This window comes from Aurantibacter sp. UH7, assembly GCF_056839165.1.
In genome coordinates this window covers 4,483,694-4,508,091 of record NZ_CM166388.1, presented here as the reverse complement: position 1 = coordinate 4,508,091, position 24,398 = coordinate 4,483,694, and the positions used below count along the sequence as shown (strand labels likewise).

Sequence of the window (24,398 nt, the reverse complement as noted above, 5' to 3'; positions counted from 1 at the left end):
GATAACCAAAAATATAGGGTAAAAATAATATCTACTTGTGAAAAAATAACATCTTAAAAAAATTAACATTTTGCTAAAAAATGCCTATTTTCGCAGTACCATTAATTATAAACATAAATTAAAATGAAGAAAGTGTTATTTTTTCTTGCAGTATTTGCAGGAGCAATTAGTTACGCTCAGGATTTACCACAGAATCCAGAGCCAGGTAAATGTTATGTGCGTTGTACAACCCCTGATGTTTACGTAAATGAAACTGTTACCTTAACTGTAAAGCCAGGTTATAAGGTTTTAAAGACAGTACCAGCAACATTTAAAACTGTTACTGAAAGAGTTTTAGTAAAAGAAGAAGGTAAGAAACTAACAGTTGTCCCAGCTAAGTGGGGTAAAGAAACTGTTACTTACGTTGCAAAACAAGGAGGTAGTACACTTAAGGTTGTTCCTGCATCTTTTGCTTCGGGATCTGAAACTGTAGAAATTAAACCTGCATACGCACAATGGGAATTGGGAGCTTCTGCACCTGATTGTGCTTCTGGTAACCCAGATGATTGTCGCTATTGGTGTTATAAAGGTTACCCTGCTGAATTTACTACTATAGATACACAAGTTTTATCTAATGATGCATCTACAAGTAGTACTCCAATAGGATCTAAAGATGCTTCTTATACGAAGACGGTCATGTTAGAGCCAGCTAAAGTAGTGGAAGAGATTATTCCTGCAGAGTATGCAGAGATTACCAAAACTGTACTTGATACTGATGCTCAGACAGTAGAAGACGTAATTCCTGCTGTTACTAAAACTATTTCTAAAGAGGTTCTTAAAGAAAAAGGTGGTTTAACTACTTGGAAGGAAGTTGAGTGTTCTTTAGTAGAGTATCAAGCTTTACCTATTAGTTGGAATTTAGGTAGTGCAAGTTTAACTTCTCAAGCAAAAAGTATTATTGATACTAGATTAATGCCAGTATTATCTCAAAACCCTGGTGTTAAATTAGAGATTGCATCTCATACTGATGTTAGAGGTACAGCTTCTTCAAATAAAGATTTATCTGAAAGAAGAGCTAAAGCTGTTGCTGATTATTTGATAACTAAAGGAGTTAATTCTAGCCTTTTAGTAGCAAATGGTTACGGAGAAAATAAAGTAAAAAACAGATGTAAAGAAGGTGTCTCTTGTACTGAAAGAGAACATTCTGTAAATAGAAGAACAGAATTTAGATTGATTAACAACTAAATGAAATTATCGAATTCATTCGATTAATACTAAAAAGGGCTTTCAATATTGAAAGCCCTTTTTCTATTTTGTACGAGATTATTTAAATATTTCTCTTGAGAAAATCTAAGTGATAACTTATTTCTCCATTCATATTATATCCCGAATATTCGTCTAATTCCTTTTCATTGGCATTTAATATTTTAAACAATGGAAAAACACCTTTTTTATTCAGTTTTTTAAGAAGTATTTTGTTTTTCTCCATTTGCTTTGGTCCAATTGCGTCTATACTTCTTGGAATGTCTACATAAAGCATCACATAAGATTGGGTATAGGCCTGAAATTCGTCTTTTACGAATAAATCTTTTTTAAGCATCTTGCATGGCCCACACCAGTCACTACCGGTAAAATATACCAATAGATGTTTATTTTCTTTTTTTGCTTGTTTAATTGCAGAATCGTAGTCTGTCGTCCAGTAGGAAAAAACTGCGGATTCACTTTCTAATTGGCCATAAGATAAAAATGGCATTAAAAATATAAGGATAGCGTATTTCATAAAATTGTATTACTATTTATAATAGATTTACTTTCATTGAATTACAAATAACTTGCCAAAGTCTACTTTAAGAACGAATCCATTCCTGGAATGTTGGGCATACCTTCTTTTGCTACAGCCCCTAACTCAGTTTCATTAACCTCCGTTGCCCGTTCTATAGCCTTGTTTAAAGTAAGTACAAGATAATCTTCTAATTGCTCTTTATCCAGTAAAAGACTATCGTCTATTGCGATGCTTTTAATATTTCTATTGGCAGTAATTGTTACTTTAAGTAAATTGTCAGTAGATGCTTCATCTAGCAATACGTGGTCCAATCTTTCTTTCGTAACCTTTACTTTTTCTTGGGTTTCTTTTAATTTACCCATCATACCCATTAAATCTCCAAACATAATATGTGTTTAATTTTCATTCAAAATTACTAAATTCCATCTTAAATAGGATTTTCATGATACACATAGAAAAAAGAGCATTGTTTTATCTGTTTAGTATTACTTTTGCGATCTCTTGTCAAAATCAGAATAATACAATGCTTAAAATGGATGCTCCTAGTGCTAAAAAAGTAGCAAAAGAACTTGAAAAACATGGTGATGTTCGTATTGATAATTACTATTGGATGAATGATCGTGAAGACGATGAGGTGATTGCTTATTTAGAATCTGAAAATAATTACTACACTAAACTAACAGCGCATACTAAAGATTTTCAAGACAGTCTATTTACTGAAATGAAATCTAGAATAAAAGAAGACGATACTTCAGTGCCGTATAAACAAAACAATTACTGGTATTTGAAAAGGTTTGAAACGGGTAAGGAATACCCTATTTATTCACGAAAAAAAGAAAGTGAGAGTGCTCCCGAAGAAATTATGTTCGATGGCAACCAAATGGCTAAAGATCATGAGTATTTTCAACTGGGAGGTATTAGCGTAAGTCCAGATAACACAATGGCTTCTTTTGCTGTAGATACGGTATCTCGGCGACAGTATGACATTCAAATAAAGAATTTAAAAACTGGTGAAATTTATCCTGACAAGTTGGAAAATACCACAGGTGGTTCTGTTTGGGCTGATGATAATAAGACTTTGTTTTACACCAAAAAGGACCCAGTTACATTACGGTCAGACAAAATTTATAAGCACGTTTTGGGTACTTCTGCAGAAGAAGATGAATTGATTTTTCATGAAAAAGATGAAACTTTTTACGCTTTTGTATACAAATCTAAATCAAAAAAATACATCATAATTGGTTCTACAAGTACATTAACATCAGAATATCAAATTTTAAAGGCTGATAATCCGAATGGAAAATTTATGATGTTCAATGATAGAGAGCGTGGCGTAGAATATGGAATTTATCATTACGATGATAAGTTTTATGTGCACACTAATAAAGATGGAGCTACCAATTTTAAAATGATGGTAACTGATGAAAATCATACATCATCTGAAAACTGGCAAGAATTCATTCCACATAACGAGAATGTACTTTTAGAAGATATAGACATCTTCAAGGATTATTATGTGATTTCTGAACGTGAAAATGGTTTAAATAAGCTAAAAATTATCCGTTGGGATGGTTTTGATAACTACTTTCTTCCTTTTGATAATGAAACATATACGGCTTATACAAGCACAAATGTTGATTTTGACACTAAAATTTTACGTTATGGCTATAATTCAATGACTTCTCCTAGCTCGATTATCGATTTCAATATGGAGACTAAAGAAAAAACGGTTAAAAAAGAACAAGAGGTATTAGGGGGTAAGTTTAATAAAGATAATTATAAGTCAAAAAGAGTATGGGCAAAGGCTGAAGACGGAGTAAAAGTTCCAATATCATTAGTTTACCATAAAGACACAAAATTAGATGGTAGCAGTCCTTTATTACAATATGCTTATGGATCATATGGGAATACCATAGACCCATATTTTTCTACAGTACGGTTAAGTTTACTGGATCGTGGTTTTATTTATGCCATTGCACATATTCGTGGGGGGCAATATTTGGGACGCGAATGGTATGAAACTGGCAAAATGTTTCAAAAGAAAAATACTTTTACAGATTTTATAGATTGTTCAAAGTTCTTAATTCAAGAAAAGTATACTAGTGCCGAACATTTGTATGCTTCTGGTGGGTCTGCTGGAGGTTTACTTATGGGAGCAATAGTAAATATGGCTCCTGAGTTATATAATGGGATAATTGCGGCAGTACCTTTTGTAGACGTTGTTACTACTATGCTTGACGATTCTATTCCATTAACAACTGGGGAGTATGATGAATGGGGAAATCCGAATAATAAAGATTCTTACGAGTATATGAAATCGTATTCTCCTTATGACAATGTTGTAAAACAGTCTTATCCTAATATGTATGTAAGTACTGGTTTACATGATTCTCAAGTGCAATATTGGGAACCAGCAAAATGGGTAGCCAAATTACGAGAATATAAAACTGATGAAAATATTTTATTCTTAGATACGAATATGGAAGCCGGTCATGGTGGGGCTTCTGGACGTTTTGAAGCCTTAAAAGAAGTGGCAAAGGAATATGCTTTTATAATAGATCTAGAGGGTAAAATGGACTAAATCGGAAAAAATCCGTAATTTTGTCTCTGGAACAAAACAATATGAACGTTGATGTTACGTTCCCCTAAACAAGATTAACCTTTATGGAAAATCAAATTAATGCGCATGACAGTATCCTAGAATTAATAGGAAACACTCCAATTGTTAAACTTAACAAGATTACTTCTAAGTATACTGGTAATTTTTATGCGAAAGTAGAGGCCTTTAATCCAGGGCATTCTTCTAAAGACAGAGTAGCTACTTATATTATTGAAGAGGCCGAAAAAAAAGGTATTCTTAGCAAAGGCAGCACTATAATAGAAACAACTTCAGGTAATACAGGTTTTAGTATTGCAATGGTAAGTATAATAAAGGGATACAAATGCATTCTTGCGGTTAGTTCTAAATCGTCACCAGATAAGATAGACATGTTAAAAAGCATGGGTGCTGAGGTATATATTTGCCCTGCCCATGTAAGTGCAGATGATCCTAGGTCTTATTATGAGGTTGCGAAAAGACTTCATCAAGAAACTGAGAATAGTATTTATATAAATCAGTATTTCAACGAATTAAATATAGAAGCACATTACCGTAATACGGGTCCGGAAATTTGGAAACAAACTAATGGAAATATTACACATTTGATTGCTTGTAGTGGTACTGGAGGTACAATCTCTGGAATTGGCAGATATTTAAAAGAACAAAATCCAGATATTAAAATCTTGGGTGTAGACGCTTTTGGCTCTGTGCTACAGAAATATCATGAAACTGGTAAGTTTGATCAAAATGAAATTTATCCATATCGAATAGAAGGTTTAGGTAAAAATTTGATTCCTGCTGCGACAGATTTTAAGGTAATCGATAAGTTTATGAAGGTGAGCGATGAAGATAGTGCGCACACTGCTAGATCCATAGCTAAAACAGAAGGCATGTTTGTTGGCTATACGAGTGGTGCAGCATTACAAGCTGCTAAACAGTATGCAAAAGAAGGGGAGTTCGATGAAAATAGTAATGTTATTATTATGTTCCCTGATCATGGTTCTAGATATATGAGTAAGATTTATAGTGATGATTGGATGAGTAATCAAGGCTTTTTTGATACTGAAAATGTAGAAGAAAAGCAGCAAATTCAGACGATAAAATAATTTTTATATAATTTTTATAAAAGCAACGATTCTTGAGTCGTTGCTTTTTTTTTGTTTTACTTTTTTTATCATATAAGCAATGATAATTGCTTATTGTGCTATTAAATATGGTGATTTCGGGTAATTAGTTAATATACAGTTTATAAGTGGTTAAAAAGTGTTTTAGATTTTCCATAACATAAAACACGTTCAAGTAAAAAAATCCATATTTTTGCAGTGTAATCAAACGCAGTATGCTAGATGAGAGATATATTTGATAGAATTATTGAAAATAAGGGCCCTTTAGGGAAATGGGCTTCACAAGCCGAAGGATATTTTGTTTTTCCGAAATTAGAAGGTCCTATTTCGAATCGAATGAAATTTCAAGGGAAAGATGTAATTACTTGGAGTATTAATGATTACTTAGGTTTAGCTAATTTGCCTGAGATAAAAAAGGTAGATGGTGAAGCAGCAGCAGAATATGGTTCTGCCTATCCTATGGGTGCTCGAATGATGAGCGGCCACACCGATTTTCACGAACAATTAGAACAAGAATGTGCGGCTTTTGTACAAAAGGAATCTGCATATTTATTAAACTTCGGTTATCAAGGAATAATGTCTGCAATTGATGCGTTGGTTGCTAAAGATGATATTATTGTTTACGATGTAGATTGTCATGCATGTATTATAGACGGTGTACGCTTGCATATGGGTAAACGTTTTACCTTTAAGCATAATGATATGGAGAGCCTAGAAGTTAATTTGGAAAGGGCTACCAAAATGGCTGAACATACTGGTGGAGGAATATTAGTTATATCTGAAGGTGTTTTCGGAATGAGAGGTCAGCAAGGAAAATTGAAAGAAATTGTTGCTCTAAAGAAAAAATATAATTTTAGATTATTAGTTGACGATGCTCACGGTTTTGGCACTTTAGGTAAAACAGGTGCTGGAGCAGGTGAGGAGCAAGGTGTACAAGATGATATTGATGTTTATTTTGCAACCTTTGCAAAGTCAATGGCAAGTATTGGAGCGTTTCTAGCTGCTGATAAAGAGATAATCGATTATTTAAAGTACAATTTACGTTCGCAAATGTTCGCAAAATCACTTCCAATGGTGTATGTGAAAGGAGCATTGAAACGTTTGGATATGTTACGCACACAACCAGAGCTTAAAGCAAAACTTTGGGAAAATGTAAACGCTTTACAGAACGGCTTAAAAGAACGTGGTTTTGATATTGGTACTACAACTAGTTGTGTTACACCAGTTTACTTAAATGGAAGTATTCCTGAGGCAATGGCATTAGTAAAAGACTTGCGAGAAAATTATGGAATATTCTGTTCTATAGTTGTTTATCCTGTAATACCTAAAGGATTAATTTTACTACGTATGATTCCAACTGCTACGCATACTATGGAAGATATTTCAGAAACTTTAGAAGCATTTTCAGCAATTAGAGAGCGTTTAGAAAACGGAACTTATAAAAGACTCTCAGCCGCAGTTGCAGCTGCAATGGGTGAATAATTAATAGGCGTAAAGCTTGTTATTCAAATGAAAAGCTTCAAATTCTTAATTTTAAAATGTTAAGAATTTGAAGCTTTTTTTTATAATACTTTTTTATAAGTGCAGCGCCTTTTATATATTTTTGGATCAAAGTGTTTCCACATTTGTTTTATGGCAATATTATCTTCTAATTCTGGTGTTCTGTAGCACATTTCAATTTTTTTATCATTGAAAGTTTTATAGTATTCATTAAAAATAATAGCGGTAACACCTTTGTTTTGGTATTCTGGGTGAATTCCAATTAAATAAAATAAAACGTCTTTATTGTGTTTCTTAGCCTTAAGCATGTGAAAAATACCAAATGGAAATAATTTACCCTTTGCTTTTTGTAATGCATCTGAAAACGAAGGCATTACTATGGAGAAAGCAATTAGTTTGTCTTCTTTATCAACAATAAATTTTATGTACTCTGGATTAATAAAACTGATGTATTTCTTTTTAAAATAAGCCTTCTGAACCTCTGTTATGGGCACAAATGATGAAAGTTTAGCATATGTTTCATTAAAAAGGTCGAACATTTTGTCTGTCATAGGCAAAACATCCTTAGTATTGGTAAAGTTTATTTCCTTAAGACCATATCTACGTTTTACTAAACTGTTGAGTTTTGTAAATAATGCGGGATCAGCATTTGATGCAGGGAACTTATTCTCAACATACTTTTTTGCCACCTCAAAACCTAATCTTTCGTAATGGGCAACATAGTAAGAATGATTGTACCATGTAATCATACTCCCAATATGTTCAAAGCCTTCGGTAAGGACACCTACTTTGTCTAAATTAGAGAATCCTACAGGGCCTTCAATAAAGTCTAGTTGCTTTTCTTTGCCTATTTCCGCAACCTTTTGTATTAGCGTTTCAGAAACTTCTGTGTCATCAATAAAATCGAACCAACCAAAACGCATTTTTCTAACTTTTTGGTCATTAACTTCAATCCAATTAATAATTGCGACAATTCTTCCGGCAATTTTCTTGTTCTTATAGGCTAGAAAAAAACGGGCTTCAGCATTTTTAAAAGCTGGATTCTTATCCTTATTAAAAGTTTCAAGTTCATCAGTAATTATTGGCGGAACCCAATATTTAGAGTCTTTGTAAAGTGTAAATGGAAACTTTACAAAGCTTTTGAACTCTGATTTTGAATCGACTTCAACAAGGTTGACCATAGTTGTTTTTTCTATAGTCAATATTAGGTATAAATGTGGTTAGAATAAAATTTGAAACGTAAATCGATATTAAAAATCTATAGCACCGTTATCTTCTTTTTTACTCTTTTTCTTTTTCTTGTCTGCCTTTTTCTTATCGCGCAGTTGTTTTTTAGAAGGTCCTAAGTCAATATCTTCAGCACCAGAGCCGTTTGCGGCGTTTTTAGCCTTTTTCTTTTCTTCTCGGCTTTTCTTTTTCATGCTATTCTTCTTAATTTCCCCACCGTTTTCATTGGCATTTTGGTCTTCTATAGCCTTTATGTCATCTTTGTGAAAATCAAAACGATACGAAGCCCCAGCACTCATGAAAATTCGTGAGGGTGTATTTTTAAAGCTAGCACCAAGATTAACATCTACTTGTAGTTTTTCCGATAATAAATGTACTACTCCACCTCTTATAAGTAAATCTGCATAGCGATCACTATCAAAACCTTGATGTTCTACAAATGTGCTCCATTTCGGGTTTCTAAATGCGTATGAAATTGAAACTGCATAATTAAGTTCTGGAAAATCGGTGCCTATGCGGTCATAAGCAATGTTCGAAATAAGTACAAATCGAGGTGTTAATCTACTTTGGGTGGCCACCATAACCCTAGGAGAAATTGTTGGATCACCAACATAAAAGGGGTTGTCACCAAATAAAATGTTTGCTCCAGCGTATAAAGATACCGAAGGGATTAAGTTGGCTAATTGAAAAACATAGTTTTTACGCCAGCTATATAAATTCGGCTTATTCCGTAAAGGGGATTTATAACGATCGTAAATTAGAAACTTAAGTCCTATTCGATTTCGGTAAAAATTTGTTCTGTTTTCTGAAGTGCCAAAATTTGCAAATGTGATATTCTGGTTCTGGAAGGTACCTTCCCAATTAATCTCAAGTTGTTCAAATAAAAGACCGTATCTAAGGGCATAGTCCAATCCCCAAATACCAGATTGGGTATTTAATAAGGCGTGATCTTGTTGCTCGAAAATTGCACCACCCTCTAGCTGAATAACGTTTTTGCCGACTGCATATGCGCTTACTGCTTTACCTGGTCGGTTAGAATTAATTACGTCTGTATATTGTGATATACCTAAGAAAGGAACTGAAAATACTAGTAAAATTAATGCTTGATTAAACTTTTCTAAACGAAAACGGTGTTTCATAAACAGCTACTTTATTAAATTTTTAAGACAATTGCTCATATTATACAACGCTAGAATCGTATTTTTGATATATATAGATTGAATAAAATGGTATTACTAAAAACTATATTAATTATTCTTTTGGTGTATTACGGGCTAAAAATTATAGCGAAGTGGTACGGACCAAAATTGTTTAATTATGCTGCAAAGAAAACAGAGGAGAAATTTAAAGAACGCTTTGGTGATTTTAGCAATCAACAAGGTGGCTTTGGACAGCAACAACAAGACGAAGAGCAGATTGGCGATATTTCGATAAAAAAGAAAAGTAATCGCAAAAGCAGCTCCAAAGAGCCTGTAGGGGAGTATATTGAATTTGAGGAATTGGATTAGTATGAATTGAAGTCTTTTTTCGCTTGTTTTTTATTGTAAGTAATTAAAAATTAAATCATTGTTTTGTCGTGGAACTATGAAATACTATTATTTGCAATCTTTAGATTGCAATTTTTTTTATAAAATTTCTTCAAGAAAAAATTCCGTCAAAGAACCTTATCAATTCGTAAATTTGCGGGAATCAACATAATTCCATGCAAATTACTTTAAAGGCCTTTTTAATTCATTTTTTTGTTCTTGTACTTTTTGTCGTTGCGGCACTAGCTTATTTTAGCCCCGTATTACAAGGAAAAGTAATCGAACAATCCGATATTATTCAGTACACTGGCATGGCTAAGGAACAGAATGATTTCAGAAAACTTACTGGTGAAGAACCCTATTGGACCAATAGTGCTTTTGGTGGAATGCCCACATATCAACTTGGTGCAAATTATCCGCACAATTACGTTAAAAAATTAGATAAGCTAATTCGATTCTTGCCTAGACCAGCAGATTATCTTTTTCTGTATTTCTTAGGGTTTTATATTCTTCTTTGTTGTTTAAAAGTTGACTTTCGCCTGGCCGCTCTAGGTGCACTAGCTTTTGGTTTTTCTACCTATTTGATAATTATTTTAGGTGTCGGCCATAACGCAAAAGCTCATGCCATTGGCTATTTACCAATGTTATTGGGTGGTATTGTATTGGTTTTTAGAAAGGAATATCTCTGGGGATTTGTTTTAGCAGCTTTAGCAATGGCATTGGAAATAGGAGCGAACCACTATCAAATGACCTATTATTTTATGTTGTTGGTATTGATCTTAGGCGTGGCTTATTTAGTAGATGCTATTAGAAAGAAAAAACTAAAACATTATTTTACCTCAGTGGCAATTTTATTAGGCGCCGTATTTATTGGAATTGCAGCCAATGCTACAGGACTAATGGCGACAAAGGAATATGCAGATTGGAGTACACGTGGTAAATCTGAAATCACAATTAATCCAGATGGTACGCCTAAAGAAAATACAGGCGGATTAGATAAAAGTTACATTACGCAGTGGAGCTATGGAATAACTGAATCTCTTAATCTTTTTGTTCCTAGACTATTCGGAGGAGGAAGTCAAGAACAATTGGGTGAAGATTCAAAAACCTTTGCCTATGTTATTAGCAAAGAAATACCTAAAAGCACTGCATTAGAATATTTTAGTTCCTTACCTATGTATTGGGGGAAACAACCTGGGACCTCAGGTCCGGCGTATATTGGTGCTATTATATTTTTCTTATTTATTTTAGGATTAATTTTAGTAAAAGGACGAGCAAAGTGGTGGCTTTTGGGTGGTACTATTATGTCTTTAATACTATCATGGGGAAAGAATTTTAGTCTACTTACGGACTTTATGATTGACTATTTTCCGTTGTATGATAAATTTAGAGCTGTATCTTCTATCCAAGTCATTCTGGAATTATGTGCCCCGATAATGGCCATTCTAGCTTTAACGGTTCTTTTCAATGAATATATTTCGAAAGAGAAAAAAATGAAAGCGCTTAAACTTTCATTTTATATAACAGCGGGATTGTGTGTTGCTTTGTTTTTAGTCAAAGGAATGTTCGATTTTACATCACCTTCTGATGAACGTATGCGAATGACAGGGCTTGAAGGATTGCCAGAGGTATTACAGGAAGACCGTAAGGCATTATATACAAGTGATTTACTTCGTTCATTCATCTATGTTTTCTTAGCTGCGCTAGCAATTTGGTTTTTTTTAAAAGAAAAAATAAAGGAAAATGTTTTCGTACTTGCTTTAACTGCATTAATTCTTTTCGACTTGGTAGGAGTAGACCGTCGTTATGTGGATAATGATGATTTTGTTGCAAAGCGTAAAATGACTCAGCCTTTTCAAGAAACTCCTTTACATCAGCAGATTTTAAAAGATGAAGGTATTTATCGTGTTTACAACCCTCGTGAAGGTTGGGATTCTGCTAGTACATCATATTTTCACCAATCTATAACTGGGTATCATGCAGCGAAACCTGCTGGTATGCAAGACCTTTTTTACTTTTATATTTTTAAGGGTAATGTTAGTGTTTTAAATATGTTGAATGTGAAATATGTGGTTCAACAGACTGAAGAAGGCCAAAGTTACCCTGCAGTTAACCCCGATGCCAATGGAAATGCTTGGTTTGTGAAACAATTAAAAGAAGTGGGTAGTGCTAATGAAGAAATTTTGGCATTAAAAGATTTTGATGAAAAAAATGAAGCCATAGTTAATACGGCAAAATTTAGCAATATTAATCGCACTAGCTTTCAAACAGATTCTACAACAACTATTACCTTAACAGATTATTCACCCAATCATTTAACTTACAAATCGAATAACCCAAATGCTGGTGTGGCTGTGTTTTCCGAAATGTATTACGCAAATGGTTGGAATGCATACATTGATGGTAATCCAACAGATCATTTTAGAGTTAATTATGTTTTACGTGCATTAAAAGTTCCTGAAGGTGAACATACTATCGAATTTAAATTTGAGCCTACAATAATAGCAGAAGGTAGTAAAATAGCTTTGGCTAGTTCAGTGCTATTTGGACTTGTTGTCTTAGGAGGATTAGGTTTCTCATTCTTGAGAAAACGTAAAAAAGAAGAAGAGTAATGCAAAAAGTTTTGATTGTCACGTATTATTGGCCGCCAGCAGGTGGACCAGGGGTACAGCGATGGTTAAAATTTGTAAAGTACTTACCGGAGTTTAATATAGAACCTATAGTTTATATTCCAGAAAACCCTAATTATCCAATTGTAGATACAACGCTGGAGAAAGAAATTCCAGCTGGAATTAAAATTCTAAAGCATAAAATTTCTGAGCCTTACAAATTGGCTGGGTTGCTATCATCTAAAAAAACGAAACGTATAAGCTCTGGAGTTATTCAAACTAAGAATCAATCCTTACTTGAAAAATTGATGCTATGGATAAGAGGAAATTTCTATATTCCAGATGCGCGTAAAAACTGGGTTGCCCCGTCAATTAATTATCTTTCAGAAATTATAGTTAAAGAAAACATCGATACTATTATTACTACTGGGCCACCCCATAGTGTTCATCTTATTGGTGATGGATTAAAAAAGCAATTTGATTTAAAATGGATAACTGATTTTAGAGACCCATGGACTTCTATTGGATATCATAAAAAATTGAAGCTTACCAAATCATCCGAAAAAAAGCACAAAGAATTAGAGTACAAAGTCTTAAATAATGCTGATCAAATTGTTGTTACCAGTGCAACGACAAAGCAAGAATTTGAATCTATTACGAAAAAACCAATTAAAGTTATCACTAACGGGCATGATACTGATTATTCAGGTGGTTCTAATTTAGATTCTCAATTTACAATCACGCATATCGGTTCACTACTTACCGGTAGAAATCCTCAAAATCTTTGGAAGATAATTTCTGAAATAGCTCGTGAAAATGCAGTTTTTAGAAAGCAATTACAACTAGAATTTCTTGGGGTAGTAAGTCAAGATGTAATGGATAGTTTACATCGTTTTGAACTTGAACCCTATGTGAAGTTAAATGGCTATGTTTCACATGCTGCTGCTATTCGTAAACAAAGAAGCTCGCAAGTATTGCTGTTAATAGAAATAGATTCTGAAGAAACAAAAGGGATAATACCGGGTAAATTATTTGAATATATGTCGGCAAAGCGTCCTATTTTGGCAATAGGTCCCCATAATTGGGAAGTTGCTAATCTAATCATTGAAACGAACTCAGGTTCAATATTTGATTATACGGCACATTCCAAATTAAAAGATATACTTTTAGAATGGTTCAATGCGTTTAAGGATGAGCGACTCTCGGTTTCGTCAAAAAACTTAGAAAAATATAGTCGCCGGTCATTAACCGAGGAACTTACGAAATTGCTATAATGGGCATTGTATTCAAACAGACACTTCTAAATACAATTATCACCTATCTCGGGTTTGCGATGGGTGCCGTTAACGCATTATTTCTTTACACCAATTTTTTAACTGATGAGTATTACGGATTGGTTGGTGTTGTTTTATCTACATCAGCGATATTGATGCCCTTAATGGCCTTTGGTGTTCAGAATACATTGGTTAAATATTACAGCAGCTTTGACAAAAAAGATGGCTTTTTAACCTTAATGGTGTTGTTACCATTAATAGTGATTGTTCCGTTGGCCTTTTTTGCATACTTCGGAAATTCTACCATCGCTGCCTTTTTATCTAAGAAAAATGTTATTGTAAAAGACTATGTGTGGTCAATCTTCTTAATAGGTTTAGCTATGGCTTATTTTGAAGTATTCTATGCATGGGCTAGGGTACAATTAAAATCCGTATTTGGTAATTTTATGAAAGAGGTTTTCGTGCGATTGGGAGTTTCTATTTTGCTTATCGCGGTATACTTTGATTATATTTCTGTAGATGATTTTATGACGGCCCTTGTAGGCCTTTATATATTACGCATGTTAATAATGAAAATTTATGCTTTTGGCTTAAAGATGCCAAAATTAACTTTCAACTTTCCAGAAAATGCAAGAGAAATTATTATTTATAGTGCATTGATTGTTCTTGGAGGATCTGCAGCTGTTATCCTGTTAGAGATAGATAAGTTTATGATTAACCAATATATAGAAATTGAAAATGTAGCTTATTATGCTGTTGCTGTACATATTGCGACAGTAATAATCGCACCGTCAAGAGCAATGCACCAAATTGCATACCCTATGACGGCGGAATTACTAAACAGTAATAATCTAATTGATCTAAAAGGATTATACCAAAGAAGCTCACTTACTTTATACATTGTAGCCGGTCTTGTTTTCTTAATGGTAATCCTCAATTTAAACGATTTGTATCAAATGATTCCTGCGGAATATCGAGGAGGATTTTTGGTAGTATTATTAATTGGACTCATTAAACTTTACGATTCATTTTTAGGATGCAATAATGCTATTCTTTTTAATTCGGAATATTACAGAGCAGTCTTGTGGTTGGGGGCATTTCTTGCTGTAATGACGATATTGTTTAATATGTGGCTAATTCCTGAGTATGGAATGGAAGGTGCTGCAATGGCTAGCTTTTTGGCCGTATTTATTTATAATACCTGTAAGTTAGTCTATGTGAAGGCTAAATTTGATATGTGGCCATTTACCAAGGAAACATTTAAGGTTACTGCCTTGATATTATTGGTTGGAGTATTGTTCTTTTCATTTCAATTTAGCTTTCATCCGCTTGTCAATATATTGCTAAAACTTTTCTTAATGACAGCAATGTATGTGGGTATACTGTATCGTTTTAGAATTTCTGAAGATGTATTTGGGGTATTACATAAATTTTTAGGTAGAAAAAAGTAGTTTTCTTCTACTACGAATTTTATATAAATAAAACCCCGGTAAAAGAAGCATCTTCTACCGGGGTAAACAACTAACCAACCTAAAAACTATTTTTATACTTTTATTGTCTTCTTCTTGTGCTACTTGAACTTGAACCAGTAGACCTTGATGTACTTCTTGAAGGAGCTCTACTAGCAACGCTTCTTGAACTTGTACTTCTGCTATACGTATTGCTCTTTCTAGCAGGTGCTCTACTTACCGTTCTTTTTGATGTAGCACTTCTAGTTGCTACAGAAGTTCTACTTCTAGAAGGAGCTTTGCTCACATTTCTAGAATTATTAGTTCTACTCTGTGGTCTTTTTACCGTAGTGCTTCTATTTATAGTTCTATTCGTTGTAGTTCTATTTTGAGGTCTTTTCACCGTAGTACTTCTGTTTACAGTTGTACGTTGTGGTGTACGAGTTACAGTTCTTTTAGTAACAGTACTAGTTCTAGGTGATCTTACCGTAGAAGATCTATTCGTGATTTTTCTATTCGTTTTAATGGCATTTCTTCCATTGCTATTGTTTCTAACAGTTCTACCACGATTAGCAATAGATCTATTGTTTTTAACAGCATTATTATTTCTTCTTACAACCGCTGTTTTATTAGAACGAACACTTCTGTTTTCTCTTACTGCAACACGCTTGTCATTTCTGTATACTGTAGCTCTATCTCGTCTTACTTTATTGTATCTATGCTCTCTACCAATTTTGGCATATGCACGTCTATGGTTAAATCTATATGGATTGTAGTACGTGTATCTTATTGGGCTGTACCATCTTCTATATGGATTTCTGTTTACCAGACAAAATCCTAATGCTGGTCTTGCAAAGAATGCGTGAAACGGTCTCCAAACATATCTTCTGTTAAAAGTATTGATATAACCTGTGTGATAATCATAGAAACCACGGTTGTTATAAAATACATACATACCGCCAAGTCTATTCACTCTACCACTACGGTAATTAATGTTTATATCACCAATTTGAGTTACACGACCAAAATGATCATAATAAACAGGAATGTTTTCAACTTGAATTACTGCACCATAATCATCATATTGCGCATATGGACTATAATCGTAACCTGAATTAAAAGTTACATTTCTATTTTGATTATTAATTCTATTGTCGATGTAAAAATCAAATTCACCATCTGGGTATACCGAAAAGGTAATTCCGTCTTCTACAAATATGAATGAATTGTTATTTCTTAAAGCTGTACTTTCAACAACCTTGTTTTCTGTCGTTACAGTTGCCATGGTACTTGTAGTACCTAGGATCAAAGCTGTAAATAGGAGTACTAAATTTCTCATGATATAAGGTTTTAAATCTCGAATGCAACTATTTACATTCGATTAGTATATACCAAACAGCATGCCAAAAAATGGAGTTAAAATGTAATATGTTGATTATCAATAAAATAAATCGCCTTTTCTGACTAGCATAAAACACAAACTCAAATAAACAATCGGGAATATTTAAATGCTATGATCGCTGAAGTTTCTCTTTAAGATATTTAGCAGTGAGTGAAGTTTTACTTTTTGCAATAGCCTCAGGGGTGCCTTGTGCTATAAGCTGACCACCTTTTGTGCCGCCTTCTAAACCAAGGTCTATTATGTAATCTGCACATTTAATGAGCTCAATATTATGCTCAATAACAATTACTGAATGTCCTCTAGCTATAAGTGCTTCGAAAGATTTTAGTAATTTTTTGATGTCGTGAAAATGGAGTCCAGTAGTGGGTTCGTCAAAAATAAAGAGTGATTTGTCTTTTGTATTACCTTTTACTAAAAAGGATGCCAACTTAATGCGTTGTGCTTCACCACCGGACAAAGTAGAAGATGATTGCCCTAAGGTTACATATCCTAAGCCGACTTCTTGTAAGGGTCTAAGTTTATTGGTGATTTTCTTTTGTTCATGGGTGTCGAAAAATGCAATTGCATTATCAATTGTCATATTTAATACATCATCTATAGATGCATTTTCAAATTGAACTTCTAATACTTCCTTTTTAAATCGCTTCCCTTTACATGTCTCACATTCTAAATGAACATCAGCCATAAACTGCATTTCTACTGTAATTTCACCTTCGCCTTTGCATTTCTCGCAGCGACCGCCATCTACATTAAAAGAAAAGTGCTTCGCCTGATATGCTCTTATTTTACTGAGTTTTTGAGCAGCAAAGAGACTTCGAATATCATCATATGCCTTTATATAGGTAACCGGATTCGACCTTGATGATCTGCCAATTGGATTTTGGTCTACAAATTCAACGGTTTTTAAAGTATTAAAATCTCCTTCTGCCTTGGTATATTGTCCAGCTTTTTCACCGTAACTACCAATTTCTTTTAAAACAATAGGATACAATAACTTCTTTACGAGGGTACTTTTGCCACTACCCGAAACCCCAGTAACCACGGTTAACATGTTTAGTGGAAAAGCAACATCAATATTTTTGAGATTATTTTCTCTTGCACCAATAATTGTAATAGAATTCTTTATTTGTCTTCTTTTTGCAGGAACTTCAATCTCTTTAGTTCCATTTAAATAGCTGGCAGTTAATGAATTAGATTTAAGTATTTCACTTAAAGGACCAAAAGCTACTACTTCACCACCATGAGTGCCTGCCTCTGGGCCTATGTCAATTACTTCGTCGGCAGCTTTCATAATATCTTCATCATGCTCAACTACTATGACAGTATTACCTAAATCACGTAATGATAAAAGTACTTCAATGAGGTTTTCTGTGTCTTTAGGATGTAGTCCTATACTAGGTTCATCTAATATGTACATGCTTCCTACTAAGCTACTTCCTAATGAAGTTGCCAGGTTTATACGCTGACTCTCACCGCCTGAAAGTGAATTAGATTTTCTATTTAAGGTTAAATAACTTAATCCTACTTTGGTTAAAAACCCTAAACGTGTATTTATCTCCTTTAATAATCTTTTGGCTATTTGTTCATCATGTTCGTTTAACGCCATGTTTTGAAAAAAACGAACTAAATCTTCAATAGGTAATTCAACTAAATCTGATATTGATTTTTCACTTACCTTAATGTAATCCGTTTCTTTTCTTAATCGCTTTCCATTACAGCTATTGCATCGTGTTTTACCGCGATAGCGGGAGAGCATAACTCTATTCTGTATTTTATAACTCTTTTCTTCTAGCATTCCGAAGAATTTATTCAAGCCAGTAAAATGTGCATTTCCTTCCCAAACTAGAATTTTATGTTCATCTGATAATTCAAACCATGGTTTATGAATTGGAAAATCGAATTTATATGCAGAATTCACCAATTGGTCTCGGTAAGCACCCATACTTTCGCCTCGCCAAGGAAAAATAGCATTTTCATATACTGACAAAGCTGTATTAGGAACTACTAAATCTTGGTCTATGCCAATAACATCGCCATACCCTTCACATTTAGGGCATGCTCCATACGGGTTATTAAAACTGAATAAATGTACATTGGGTTCTAGGAAAGACATGCCATCGAGCTCAAAATTATTACTAAATGACGCTTGTTTTCCAGTTTCAAGCTCTTCAATAATACATTCTCCGTTACCTTCAAAGAAGGCAGTATCTATAGCATTAGCAAGGCGATTGAAGAAATCTTCATCTTCTTTGTAAATAATGCGATCTACAACCAAATGAAATTTACGTCCAATAGTATCAGGCGCTTTATCAATTCTAATTACTTCATCATTATATTTAATACGTGCATAACCTTGCTTGGCAAAAATTTGAAGCGACTTTATGGGGTCTCTTTTTTTATCTACTGTAATAGGAGCGAGGAGCAATAATTTTGTTCCCTCTTTATATTTTTTAATATGGTCTATTACATCACTTACAGTGTGTTTTTTGACTTCTTTACCAGAAATAGGAGAAAAAGTTTTACCAATTCGAGCATATAATAATTTTAAGTAATCATAAATTTCAGTAGTTGTTCCTACTGTAGAACGCGGGTTGGTAGAATTTACTTTTTGCTCAATAGCAATTGCTGGAGCTATTCCTTTAATATAATCAACTTTAGGCTTATCTAACTTGCCTAAAAATTGTCTAGCATACGATGAAAGGCTTTCTACATAACGTCGTTGACCCTCCGCATAAAGGGTGTCAAAGGCCAAACTTGACTTACCTGAGCCAGATAAACCAGTAATTACTACTAATTTGTTTCTTGGAATTACAACATCTATATTTTTTAAATTATGCAGTTTTGCACCTTTAATTATGATGTTTTTTTTGGGGTCTATGTCTTTAATTGCAGTCATTAGCGTGAATGTGGTCGCAAAGATACAATATGTGTCAATCAATAGCGAACATAGGCAAACACGAATATAATTGTAACTTACTACTTGTTAAATTTGTTAATACTATATTATTTTTTCTATCTTTGGCTTTCACTCACACAAATAGTGCCTATAGCATAAAATTACTTTTTTAAAACGTAGAGATCAACCTAAACGACCATTGAAGCATCAATGGTAACTGATTATTCTAGTTTTAACCCTGAAAAAGTAATTGCAATGGATACACACTTATTTAACGATTCCGAACTTATTAGACTTTATTCTCAAGGCAACGAGCGTGCTTTGAATACTTTAATTAATCGTCATAACCAAAGACTTAGTAGTTTTATTTATTCAAAGGTTGGTGATAGAGAGATTACAGAAGATATTTTTCAAGACACTTTCATAAAAGTAATTCGTACCCTTAAAAGAGGTACGTATAATGAAGAAGGTAAATTTTTACCTTGGGTAATGCGTATTGCGCATAACCTTATTATCGATTACTTTAGAAAAAGTAGTAGAATGCCTTACTTTGAAGGAACTAGCAATTTTGATGTATTCTCTATCATTAGCGATGAACGCCTGAATGCTGAAGGACAATTGATAAAAGATCAGATTAATCTTGATTTAGGAGTTTTAATTGATGAATTGCCAGAAGACCAACAAGAAGTATTGAATATGCGGATATTTAAAGATATGAGTTTCAAAGAGATATCGGAGAATACAGGTGTTAGTATTAATACTGCTTTAGGTAGAATGCGCTATGCTCTTATTAACCTCAGAAAAATTATTGAGGAGCATGATATAGTTTTGACGAATTAATCTACATCAGGTCGATTAGAATTATTATATTGCCTCTTGCTTCGTTATCCTTATATAACAAGACAAAAGCGATATGAAAAAATTATACTCGAACAAAAGGAAAAGAAATAAAGTAGTAGAAGCGAAACCAGAGACCATTCAATTTCTGCTGAACTACTCAAAATCTCTAAACATTACCGAAGTTGACGGTCACAAGTTTGAAAGCAATTTGAACTAGAAACGATTTTATATAGGTTAGAATCCTCAGGCTTTATTATAAGTTTGAGGATTTTTTTTGTCTAAAGGTTTTCGGCTATATAGGACTTAAGCTAATGTTGACTATTGGGTCGTATTACTTCTATTGGTTCAGAACCACTTATTTAACGAGATGTTCTGTTGTATTTTCTGACAAAATGGTGCTTCAAAATTCCGTTGAAATATGCCTGATAATTGTAAAACTAGCGTTTCACATCAAAAAGTGGTCGTTTTACAACAATGTTTTTTCCAGACACCCCCTTTTATCTAGTTTTAGGTCATAATTAAGAAATGAAACGATTCATAATAATAAAAATTGTTTCAATAATTAAACTAATAACTTAAAAAAAAGCTTTCTCAGTCGAAAGCTCTAATCTTAACCAAAAATACAATCTGTATGAACTTGCAAATTGAAGACTCAGTACTAGTAAGAGATTATATCTCAGGAGATGAAAAATCACTTGAAGTATTAATTAACAGACACAACCAACGTATCTCAAGCTTTATTTACTCAAAGGTTTTAGATAGAGATATTACCGAAGATATTTTTCAAGATACTTTTATCAAAGTAATAAAAACCTTAAAAAAAGGTACTTATAGTGAAGAAGGTAAATTTTTACCATGGGTTATGAGAATTGCTCATAACTTAATTATCGATCACTTTAGAAAAAACAAGAGAATGCCAATGTTTGAAGGCAGTGATGATTTCAACATATTCTCGGTAATTGGTGATGACAAGTTAAATGCCGAAAAGCAAATAATAAAAGATCAAATAAATACTGATTTAAGATATTTAATTGATGAATTACCAGACGATCAAAGAGAAGTACTTTTAATGCGTATCTATAAAGATATGAGTTTTAAAGAAATCTCTGAAAATACTGGAGTTAGCATAAATACTGCACTTGGTAGAATGCGCTATGCACTTATAAACCTTCGTAAAATCATTGACAAGCACAATATAGTTTTGACTAATTAGAATTTACAAAATTACATAATAAACAATATTTCCATATCGGTGTCGTTATTAATACATAACTAGATATAATCGATATGGAAAAAATTTACTCAGAATATCCAAAAAGACGAGGGTTAACCAAGGCTGCACCGGAAACTATTCAGTTTCTGATGAACTTTTCTAAATCTTTGCATATTATTAAGCATGCGGAATTCTCATTTGAAGGAAGCTTAAATTAAAAAACTGTTTTAAAGTTTTTATTCTGAACATAATTTTCAAAAAGACCTTTTAGGTCTTTTTTGTTTTATAATACTTATCTAAAACAGTTTTTCTGCCAATTGTTTTTGTAATAATATCCTTTTCTAAGTTCCAACCTCTAGCAGGTGAATAATCTCTACCATACCATATAATTTGTAAATGTAAATCATTCCATAGTTCTCTAGGAAATAGTCTTTTAGCATCCTTTTCTGTTTGCACTACATTTTTTCCATTTGTAAAACCCCAACGATACATTAATCTATGAATGTGCGTGTCTACAGGAAAAGCTGGAATGCCAAATGCTTGTGAAACCACGACACTAGCAGTTTTATGGCCTACGGCCGGAAACTCTTCTAAAAGTTCAATTTCTTTTGGAACTATACCATTATATTTTTCAATTAGCATTTTAGATAAGCCATAGATACCTTTAGATTTCATAGGCGATAAGCCTACAGGTTTTATTATTTCACGAATTTCTTCTACCGATAATTTTACCATATCATACGGATTATCAGCTCTTTCAAATAATAATGGAGTTATTTTATTTACGCGTACATCTGTACTTTGTGCAGACATTAGTACCGCAATTAATAGGGTATAAGGGTCTTTATGATCAAGTGGAACTGGAATTTCAGGATATAATTCTTGTAATTTTTGTATTGTAAAATTTACTTTTTCGGCTTTAGTCATTTTTGATTAGTTTCGTATCGGGTTTTACGAAATTAATTAAAAATAGACTATGAATACTTTGAAAGTAGGAGATAAGGTAGCAGATTTTACAAGTGTGGATCAAGATGGAAACACAGTTAAATTTGCAGATTATAAAGGAAAAAAATTAATTGTTTTTTTCTATCCAAAAGCAAATACTCCAACGTGTACAGTAGAAGCTTGTAATCTAAGAGATAATTATAAATTACTATTAGATGCAGGTTACTCTATATTAGGTGTTAGCGCTGATTCTCAGAAAAGACAATCTAATTTTAGAGATAAATATAGTTTCCCATATCCATTATTGGCTGATGAAGACCATACCTTACTTAATATTTTCGGTGTTTGGGGTGAAAAGAAATTCATGGGTAGAATTTACGATGGTATTCATAGAAAAACCTTTGTAATTGATGAAAACGGTGTTGTAGCAAAAGTAATTGATAAAGTAAAAGCCAAAGACCATGCTGCCCAAATTTTAGAAGAAAACTAAAACGAAAAAGTAGTATAACTACTTTTTCGTTTTTACTTTTTTATCAGATTTTAATTGTTTGGTAAAAAGCTGTTTTTCTTTAATGACTTCAGGAATACCTTCTGGTAACATGTCTTCCCAACCTTCTTCATTGTTGATTATTTTCTTGAGAACATCTCTTGAGAAAATATGCATAATTTCTGGATCATAATCAATAATATCCATCACTTTACCATTGTACTTAAAGAACTTATAAAGCTCTTTCATTCTCGGGTGAACCTTTACATTATTACTGGTCATAATTTGACCAGTTTCAGCATTTTTCATTGGATATAAGTACACCTGTAAATCTTTGAAAAAGAGTTTACCAAAAGCCTCTAATATACCACCGCTTAAGTCGCGATAGTATTTTTCATCAAATATATCGACCAAATTATTGACACCCATTGTGAGGCCAATATGCTTTTTAGTGTAATTATTAAAGTATTCTACAAGTTTATAATACTCCTGAAATTTTGATATCATTACCGTATGCCCTAGAGAACAAAGCAATTCAGCTCTATCAAAAAAGTCACGTTCGTCAATTTCTCCCGAAGCTTTCAAATTCGATAAAGTAATTTCAAAAATTACTATACTATTGTCTACATCTACAGTTTGGTTCCTAACAAATATGTCGTACGATTTATTCAACATATCCTCATTAACCTTAGTTACAGGTCTAAAACTCCCGCGTAAGGCAAGAATATTCTTTTTGTATAGAACAGATGCAGGTAATAGATTGTTACCATCAGGGCCAAACATAACCGCATCGGTCATATCGTTTCTTATCAATTGTAAACTGATTAATCTATTGTCTACATTTTTGAAATTAGGACCAGAAAAATTAACCATATCAATTTCAACTGTATCTTTATCAATATGGTCATATAGATATTTTATTAATTTAACAGGCTTATGATGCTTGTAAAATGCACCGTAAATAAGGTTAACGCCAAGTATTCCGAGGGTTTCTTGCTGTAATCTTGCTTCATTTTGTTTAAAACGCACGTGCATGATTATTTCATCAAATTCTTTTTGATCAGGATCTAATTGAAATCGAATTCCTTGCCAACCATGGCCCTTATATCGTTTCGAAAAATCAATTGTTGCAACGGTATTTGCATATGAAAAGAATAATCTTTCTGGGTGTTTATCCCTCGTGATTCGTTCTTCCATTAAATTCATTTCATGAGACAACATGCGCTTTAAACGTGGTTGACTCACATAACGCCCATCTTTTTCTATACCGTAAATAGCATCGCTAAAATCTTTATCATATGCACTCATTGCTTTAGCAATTGTACCAGATGCACCACCAGATCTAAAGAAATGTCTAGCTGTTTCTTGGCCAGCACCAATTTCGGCAAAAGTTCCGTATATATCAGGGTTGAGATTTATGCGAAGGGTTTTCGCTTTGATTGATGGTATGTTTTCAAACGCTGTATCTCTTTTACGCACTGTGGCCATTAGCTATATTTTGTGTTTTACAAAGTTAAGAAGTTCAAAAAATATTTTAGGTAAATAT

21 protein-coding genes are annotated in these 24,398 nt (G+C 33.2%); 13 read left to right on the top strand and 8 right to left on the bottom strand.

What is annotated here, in order from left to right:
* Positions 1-123: 123 nt before the first annotated feature.
* Positions 124-1,224: an OmpA family protein gene (locus UH7x_RS19165; RefSeq protein ID WP_482361536.1), complete on the top strand. Its 1,101-nt coding sequence runs from the start codon at positions 124-126 to the stop codon at positions 1,222-1,224.
* 82 nt (positions 1,225-1,306) lie between these two features.
* Here UH7x_RS19165 and UH7x_RS19160 read toward each other — a convergent pair whose 3' ends face one another.
* Positions 1,307-1,759, bottom strand: a complete 453-nt coding sequence (locus UH7x_RS19160) for a thioredoxin family protein (protein ID WP_482361535.1) — start codon at positions 1,757-1,759, stop codon at positions 1,307-1,309.
* A 62-nt stretch (positions 1,760-1,821) separates the two neighbouring features.
* Positions 1,822-2,148, bottom strand: a complete 327-nt coding sequence (locus tag UH7x_RS19155; RefSeq protein WP_482361534.1) for a YbaB/EbfC family nucleoid-associated protein — start codon at positions 2,146-2,148, stop codon at positions 1,822-1,824.
* Between the two features lie 56 nt (positions 2,149-2,204).
* On the opposite strand from UH7x_RS19155, the gene UH7x_RS19150 reads away from it, so the two are divergent.
* The 3 genes from UH7x_RS19150 to capB all read left to right on the top strand — a co-directional run bounded on the left by UH7x_RS19150 (position 2,205) and on the right by capB (position 6,967).
* A complete protein-coding gene (locus UH7x_RS19150) occupies positions 2,205-4,343 on the top strand; it encodes a S9 family peptidase (protein WP_482361533.1) in 2,139 nt (712 codons plus the stop codon).
* 83 nt (positions 4,344-4,426) lie between these two features.
* Positions 4,427-5,467: a cysteate synthase gene (capA, locus tag UH7x_RS19145; protein WP_482361532.1), complete on the top strand. Its 1,041-nt coding sequence runs from the start codon at positions 4,427-4,429 to the stop codon at positions 5,465-5,467.
* Between the two features lie 240 nt (positions 5,468-5,707).
* Positions 5,708-6,967 (top strand): cysteate-C-fatty acyltransferase, encoded by a 1,260-nt coding sequence (gene capB, locus UH7x_RS19140; protein WP_482361531.1) that lies wholly within the window; start codon positions 5,708-5,710, stop codon positions 6,965-6,967.
* Positions 6,968-7,047: 80 nt separating this feature from the next.
* On the opposite strand, the gene UH7x_RS19135 is transcribed toward capB, so the two are convergent.
* Positions 7,048-8,166 (bottom strand): GTP cyclohydrolase, encoded by a 1,119-nt coding sequence (locus UH7x_RS19135; RefSeq protein WP_482361530.1) that lies wholly within the window; start codon positions 8,164-8,166, stop codon positions 7,048-7,050.
* Between the two features lie 69 nt (positions 8,167-8,235).
* A complete protein-coding gene (locus tag UH7x_RS19130) occupies positions 8,236-9,351 on the bottom strand; it encodes a transporter (RefSeq protein ID WP_482361529.1) in 1,116 nt (371 codons plus the stop codon).
* Between the two features lie 87 nt (positions 9,352-9,438).
* Here UH7x_RS19130 and UH7x_RS19125 point away from each other — a divergent pair, with 87 nt between their 5' ends.
* The 4 genes from UH7x_RS19125 (at position 9,439) to UH7x_RS19110 (ending at position 15,072) form a co-directional block, all read left to right on the top strand.
* Positions 9,439-9,720 (top strand): DUF4834 family protein, encoded by a 282-nt coding sequence (locus UH7x_RS19125; protein WP_482361528.1) that lies wholly within the window; start codon positions 9,439-9,441, stop codon positions 9,718-9,720.
* A 194-nt stretch (positions 9,721-9,914) separates the two neighbouring features.
* Entirely contained in the window at positions 9,915-12,350 is a 2,436-nt protein-coding gene (locus tag UH7x_RS19120; protein WP_482361527.1) for a YfhO family protein, read from the top strand.
* The gene (locus UH7x_RS19115) at positions 12,350-13,621 is read left to right on the top strand and encodes a glycosyltransferase (protein WP_482361526.1); all 1,272 of its coding nucleotides are present in this window, start codon (positions 12,350-12,352) and stop codon (positions 13,619-13,621) included. Before UH7x_RS19120 ends, UH7x_RS19115 begins: the two co-directional genes overlap by 1 nt.
* The gene (locus UH7x_RS19110) at positions 13,621-15,072 is read left to right on the top strand and encodes an oligosaccharide flippase family protein (RefSeq protein WP_482361525.1); all 1,452 of its coding nucleotides are present in this window, start codon (positions 13,621-13,623) and stop codon (positions 15,070-15,072) included. The genes UH7x_RS19115 and UH7x_RS19110 overlap by 1 nt, the downstream gene beginning before the upstream one ends.
* A 100-nt stretch (positions 15,073-15,172) precedes the next feature.
* On the opposite strand, the gene UH7x_RS19105 is transcribed toward UH7x_RS19110, so the two are convergent.
* Entirely contained in the window at positions 15,173-16,408 is a 1,236-nt protein-coding gene (locus UH7x_RS19105; protein ID WP_482361524.1) for a hypothetical protein, read from the bottom strand.
* A gap of 172 nt (positions 16,409-16,580) precedes the next feature.
* On the bottom strand, positions 16,581-19,367 hold the full coding sequence (uvrA, locus tag UH7x_RS19100; protein WP_482361523.1) for an excinuclease ABC subunit UvrA: 2,787 nt from the start codon (positions 19,365-19,367) through the stop codon (positions 16,581-16,583).
* A gap of 255 nt (positions 19,368-19,622) precedes the next feature.
* On the opposite strand from uvrA, the gene UH7x_RS19095 reads away from it, so the two are divergent.
* From UH7x_RS19095 to UH7x_RS19080, 4 genes are all read left to right on the top strand, one after another.
* The gene (locus UH7x_RS19095) at positions 19,623-20,207 is read left to right on the top strand and encodes an RNA polymerase sigma factor (RefSeq protein ID WP_482361522.1); all 585 of its coding nucleotides are present in this window, start codon (positions 19,623-19,625) and stop codon (positions 20,205-20,207) included.
* 73 nt (positions 20,208-20,280) lie between these two features.
* Positions 20,281-20,424, top strand: coding sequence for a hypothetical protein (locus UH7x_RS19090; protein ID WP_482361521.1), 144 nt, complete (start codon positions 20,281-20,283; stop codon positions 20,422-20,424).
* Between the two features lie 414 nt (positions 20,425-20,838).
* The gene (locus UH7x_RS19085; RefSeq protein WP_153754829.1) at positions 20,839-21,420 is read left to right on the top strand and encodes a sigma-70 family RNA polymerase sigma factor; all 582 of its coding nucleotides are present in this window, start codon (positions 20,839-20,841) and stop codon (positions 21,418-21,420) included.
* A gap of 74 nt (positions 21,421-21,494) precedes the next feature.
* On the top strand, positions 21,495-21,638 hold the full coding sequence (locus UH7x_RS19080; RefSeq protein ID WP_172976324.1) for a hypothetical protein: 144 nt from the start codon (positions 21,495-21,497) through the stop codon (positions 21,636-21,638).
* A gap of 49 nt (positions 21,639-21,687) precedes the next feature.
* Here the strand turns inward: UH7x_RS19080 and UH7x_RS19075 are convergent, their stop codons facing one another.
* Positions 21,688-22,347 (bottom strand): endonuclease III domain-containing protein, encoded by a 660-nt coding sequence (locus UH7x_RS19075; protein ID WP_482361520.1) that lies wholly within the window; start codon positions 22,345-22,347, stop codon positions 21,688-21,690.
* Between the two features lie 49 nt (positions 22,348-22,396).
* Between UH7x_RS19075 and bcp the strand changes: the two genes are divergently transcribed.
* Positions 22,397-22,855, top strand: a complete 459-nt coding sequence (bcp, locus tag UH7x_RS19070) for a thioredoxin-dependent thiol peroxidase (RefSeq protein WP_482361519.1) — start codon at positions 22,397-22,399, stop codon at positions 22,853-22,855.
* An 18-nt stretch (positions 22,856-22,873) separates the two neighbouring features.
* Here the strand turns inward: bcp and UH7x_RS19065 are convergent, their stop codons facing one another.
* On the bottom strand, positions 22,874-24,340 hold the full coding sequence (locus tag UH7x_RS19065; protein ID WP_482361518.1) for a TonB-dependent receptor: 1,467 nt from the start codon (positions 24,338-24,340) through the stop codon (positions 22,874-22,876).
* Positions 24,341-24,398: the final 58 nt, after the last annotated feature.

Coding starts and splice junctions, on each gene's coding strand:
- UH7x_RS19165 (WP_482361536.1), top strand. CDS start 124: ATGAAGAAAGTGTTATTTTTTCTTGCAGTATTTGCAGGAGCAATTAGT.
- UH7x_RS19160 (WP_482361535.1), bottom strand. CDS start 1,759: ATGAAATACGCTATCCTTATATTTTTAATGCCATTTTTATCTTATGGC.
- UH7x_RS19155 (WP_482361534.1), bottom strand. CDS start 2,148: ATGTTTGGAGATTTAATGGGTATGATGGGTAAATTAAAAGAAACCCAA.
- UH7x_RS19150 (WP_482361533.1), top strand. CDS start 2,205: ATGATACACATAGAAAAAAGAGCATTGTTTTATCTGTTTAGTATTACT.
- capA (WP_482361532.1), top strand. CDS start 4,427: ATGGAAAATCAAATTAATGCGCATGACAGTATCCTAGAATTAATAGGA.
- capB (WP_482361531.1), top strand. CDS start 5,708: ATGAGAGATATATTTGATAGAATTATTGAAAATAAGGGCCCTTTAGGG.
- UH7x_RS19135 (WP_482361530.1), bottom strand. CDS start 8,166: ATGGTCAACCTTGTTGAAGTCGATTCAAAATCAGAGTTCAAAAGCTTT.
- UH7x_RS19130 (WP_482361529.1), bottom strand. CDS start 9,351: ATGAAACACCGTTTTCGTTTAGAAAAGTTTAATCAAGCATTAATTTTA.
- UH7x_RS19125 (WP_482361528.1), top strand. CDS start 9,439: ATGGTATTACTAAAAACTATATTAATTATTCTTTTGGTGTATTACGGG.
- UH7x_RS19120 (WP_482361527.1), top strand. CDS start 9,915: ATGCAAATTACTTTAAAGGCCTTTTTAATTCATTTTTTTGTTCTTGTA.
- UH7x_RS19115 (WP_482361526.1), top strand. CDS start 12,350: ATGCAAAAAGTTTTGATTGTCACGTATTATTGGCCGCCAGCAGGTGGA.
- UH7x_RS19110 (WP_482361525.1), top strand. CDS start 13,621: ATGGGCATTGTATTCAAACAGACACTTCTAAATACAATTATCACCTAT.
- UH7x_RS19105 (WP_482361524.1), bottom strand. CDS start 16,408: ATGAGAAATTTAGTACTCCTATTTACAGCTTTGATCCTAGGTACTACA.
- uvrA (WP_482361523.1), bottom strand. CDS start 19,367: ATGACTGCAATTAAAGACATAGACCCCAAAAAAAACATCATAATTAAA.
- UH7x_RS19095 (WP_482361522.1), top strand. CDS start 19,623: ATGGATACACACTTATTTAACGATTCCGAACTTATTAGACTTTATTCT.
- UH7x_RS19090 (WP_482361521.1), top strand. CDS start 20,281: ATGAAAAAATTATACTCGAACAAAAGGAAAAGAAATAAAGTAGTAGAA.
- UH7x_RS19085 (WP_153754829.1), top strand. CDS start 20,839: ATGAACTTGCAAATTGAAGACTCAGTACTAGTAAGAGATTATATCTCA.
- UH7x_RS19080 (WP_172976324.1), top strand. CDS start 21,495: ATGGAAAAAATTTACTCAGAATATCCAAAAAGACGAGGGTTAACCAAG.
- UH7x_RS19075 (WP_482361520.1), bottom strand. CDS start 22,347: ATGACTAAAGCCGAAAAAGTAAATTTTACAATACAAAAATTACAAGAA.
- bcp (WP_482361519.1), top strand. CDS start 22,397: ATGAATACTTTGAAAGTAGGAGATAAGGTAGCAGATTTTACAAGTGTG.
- UH7x_RS19065 (WP_482361518.1), bottom strand. CDS start 24,340: ATGGCCACAGTGCGTAAAAGAGATACAGCGTTTGAAAACATACCATCA.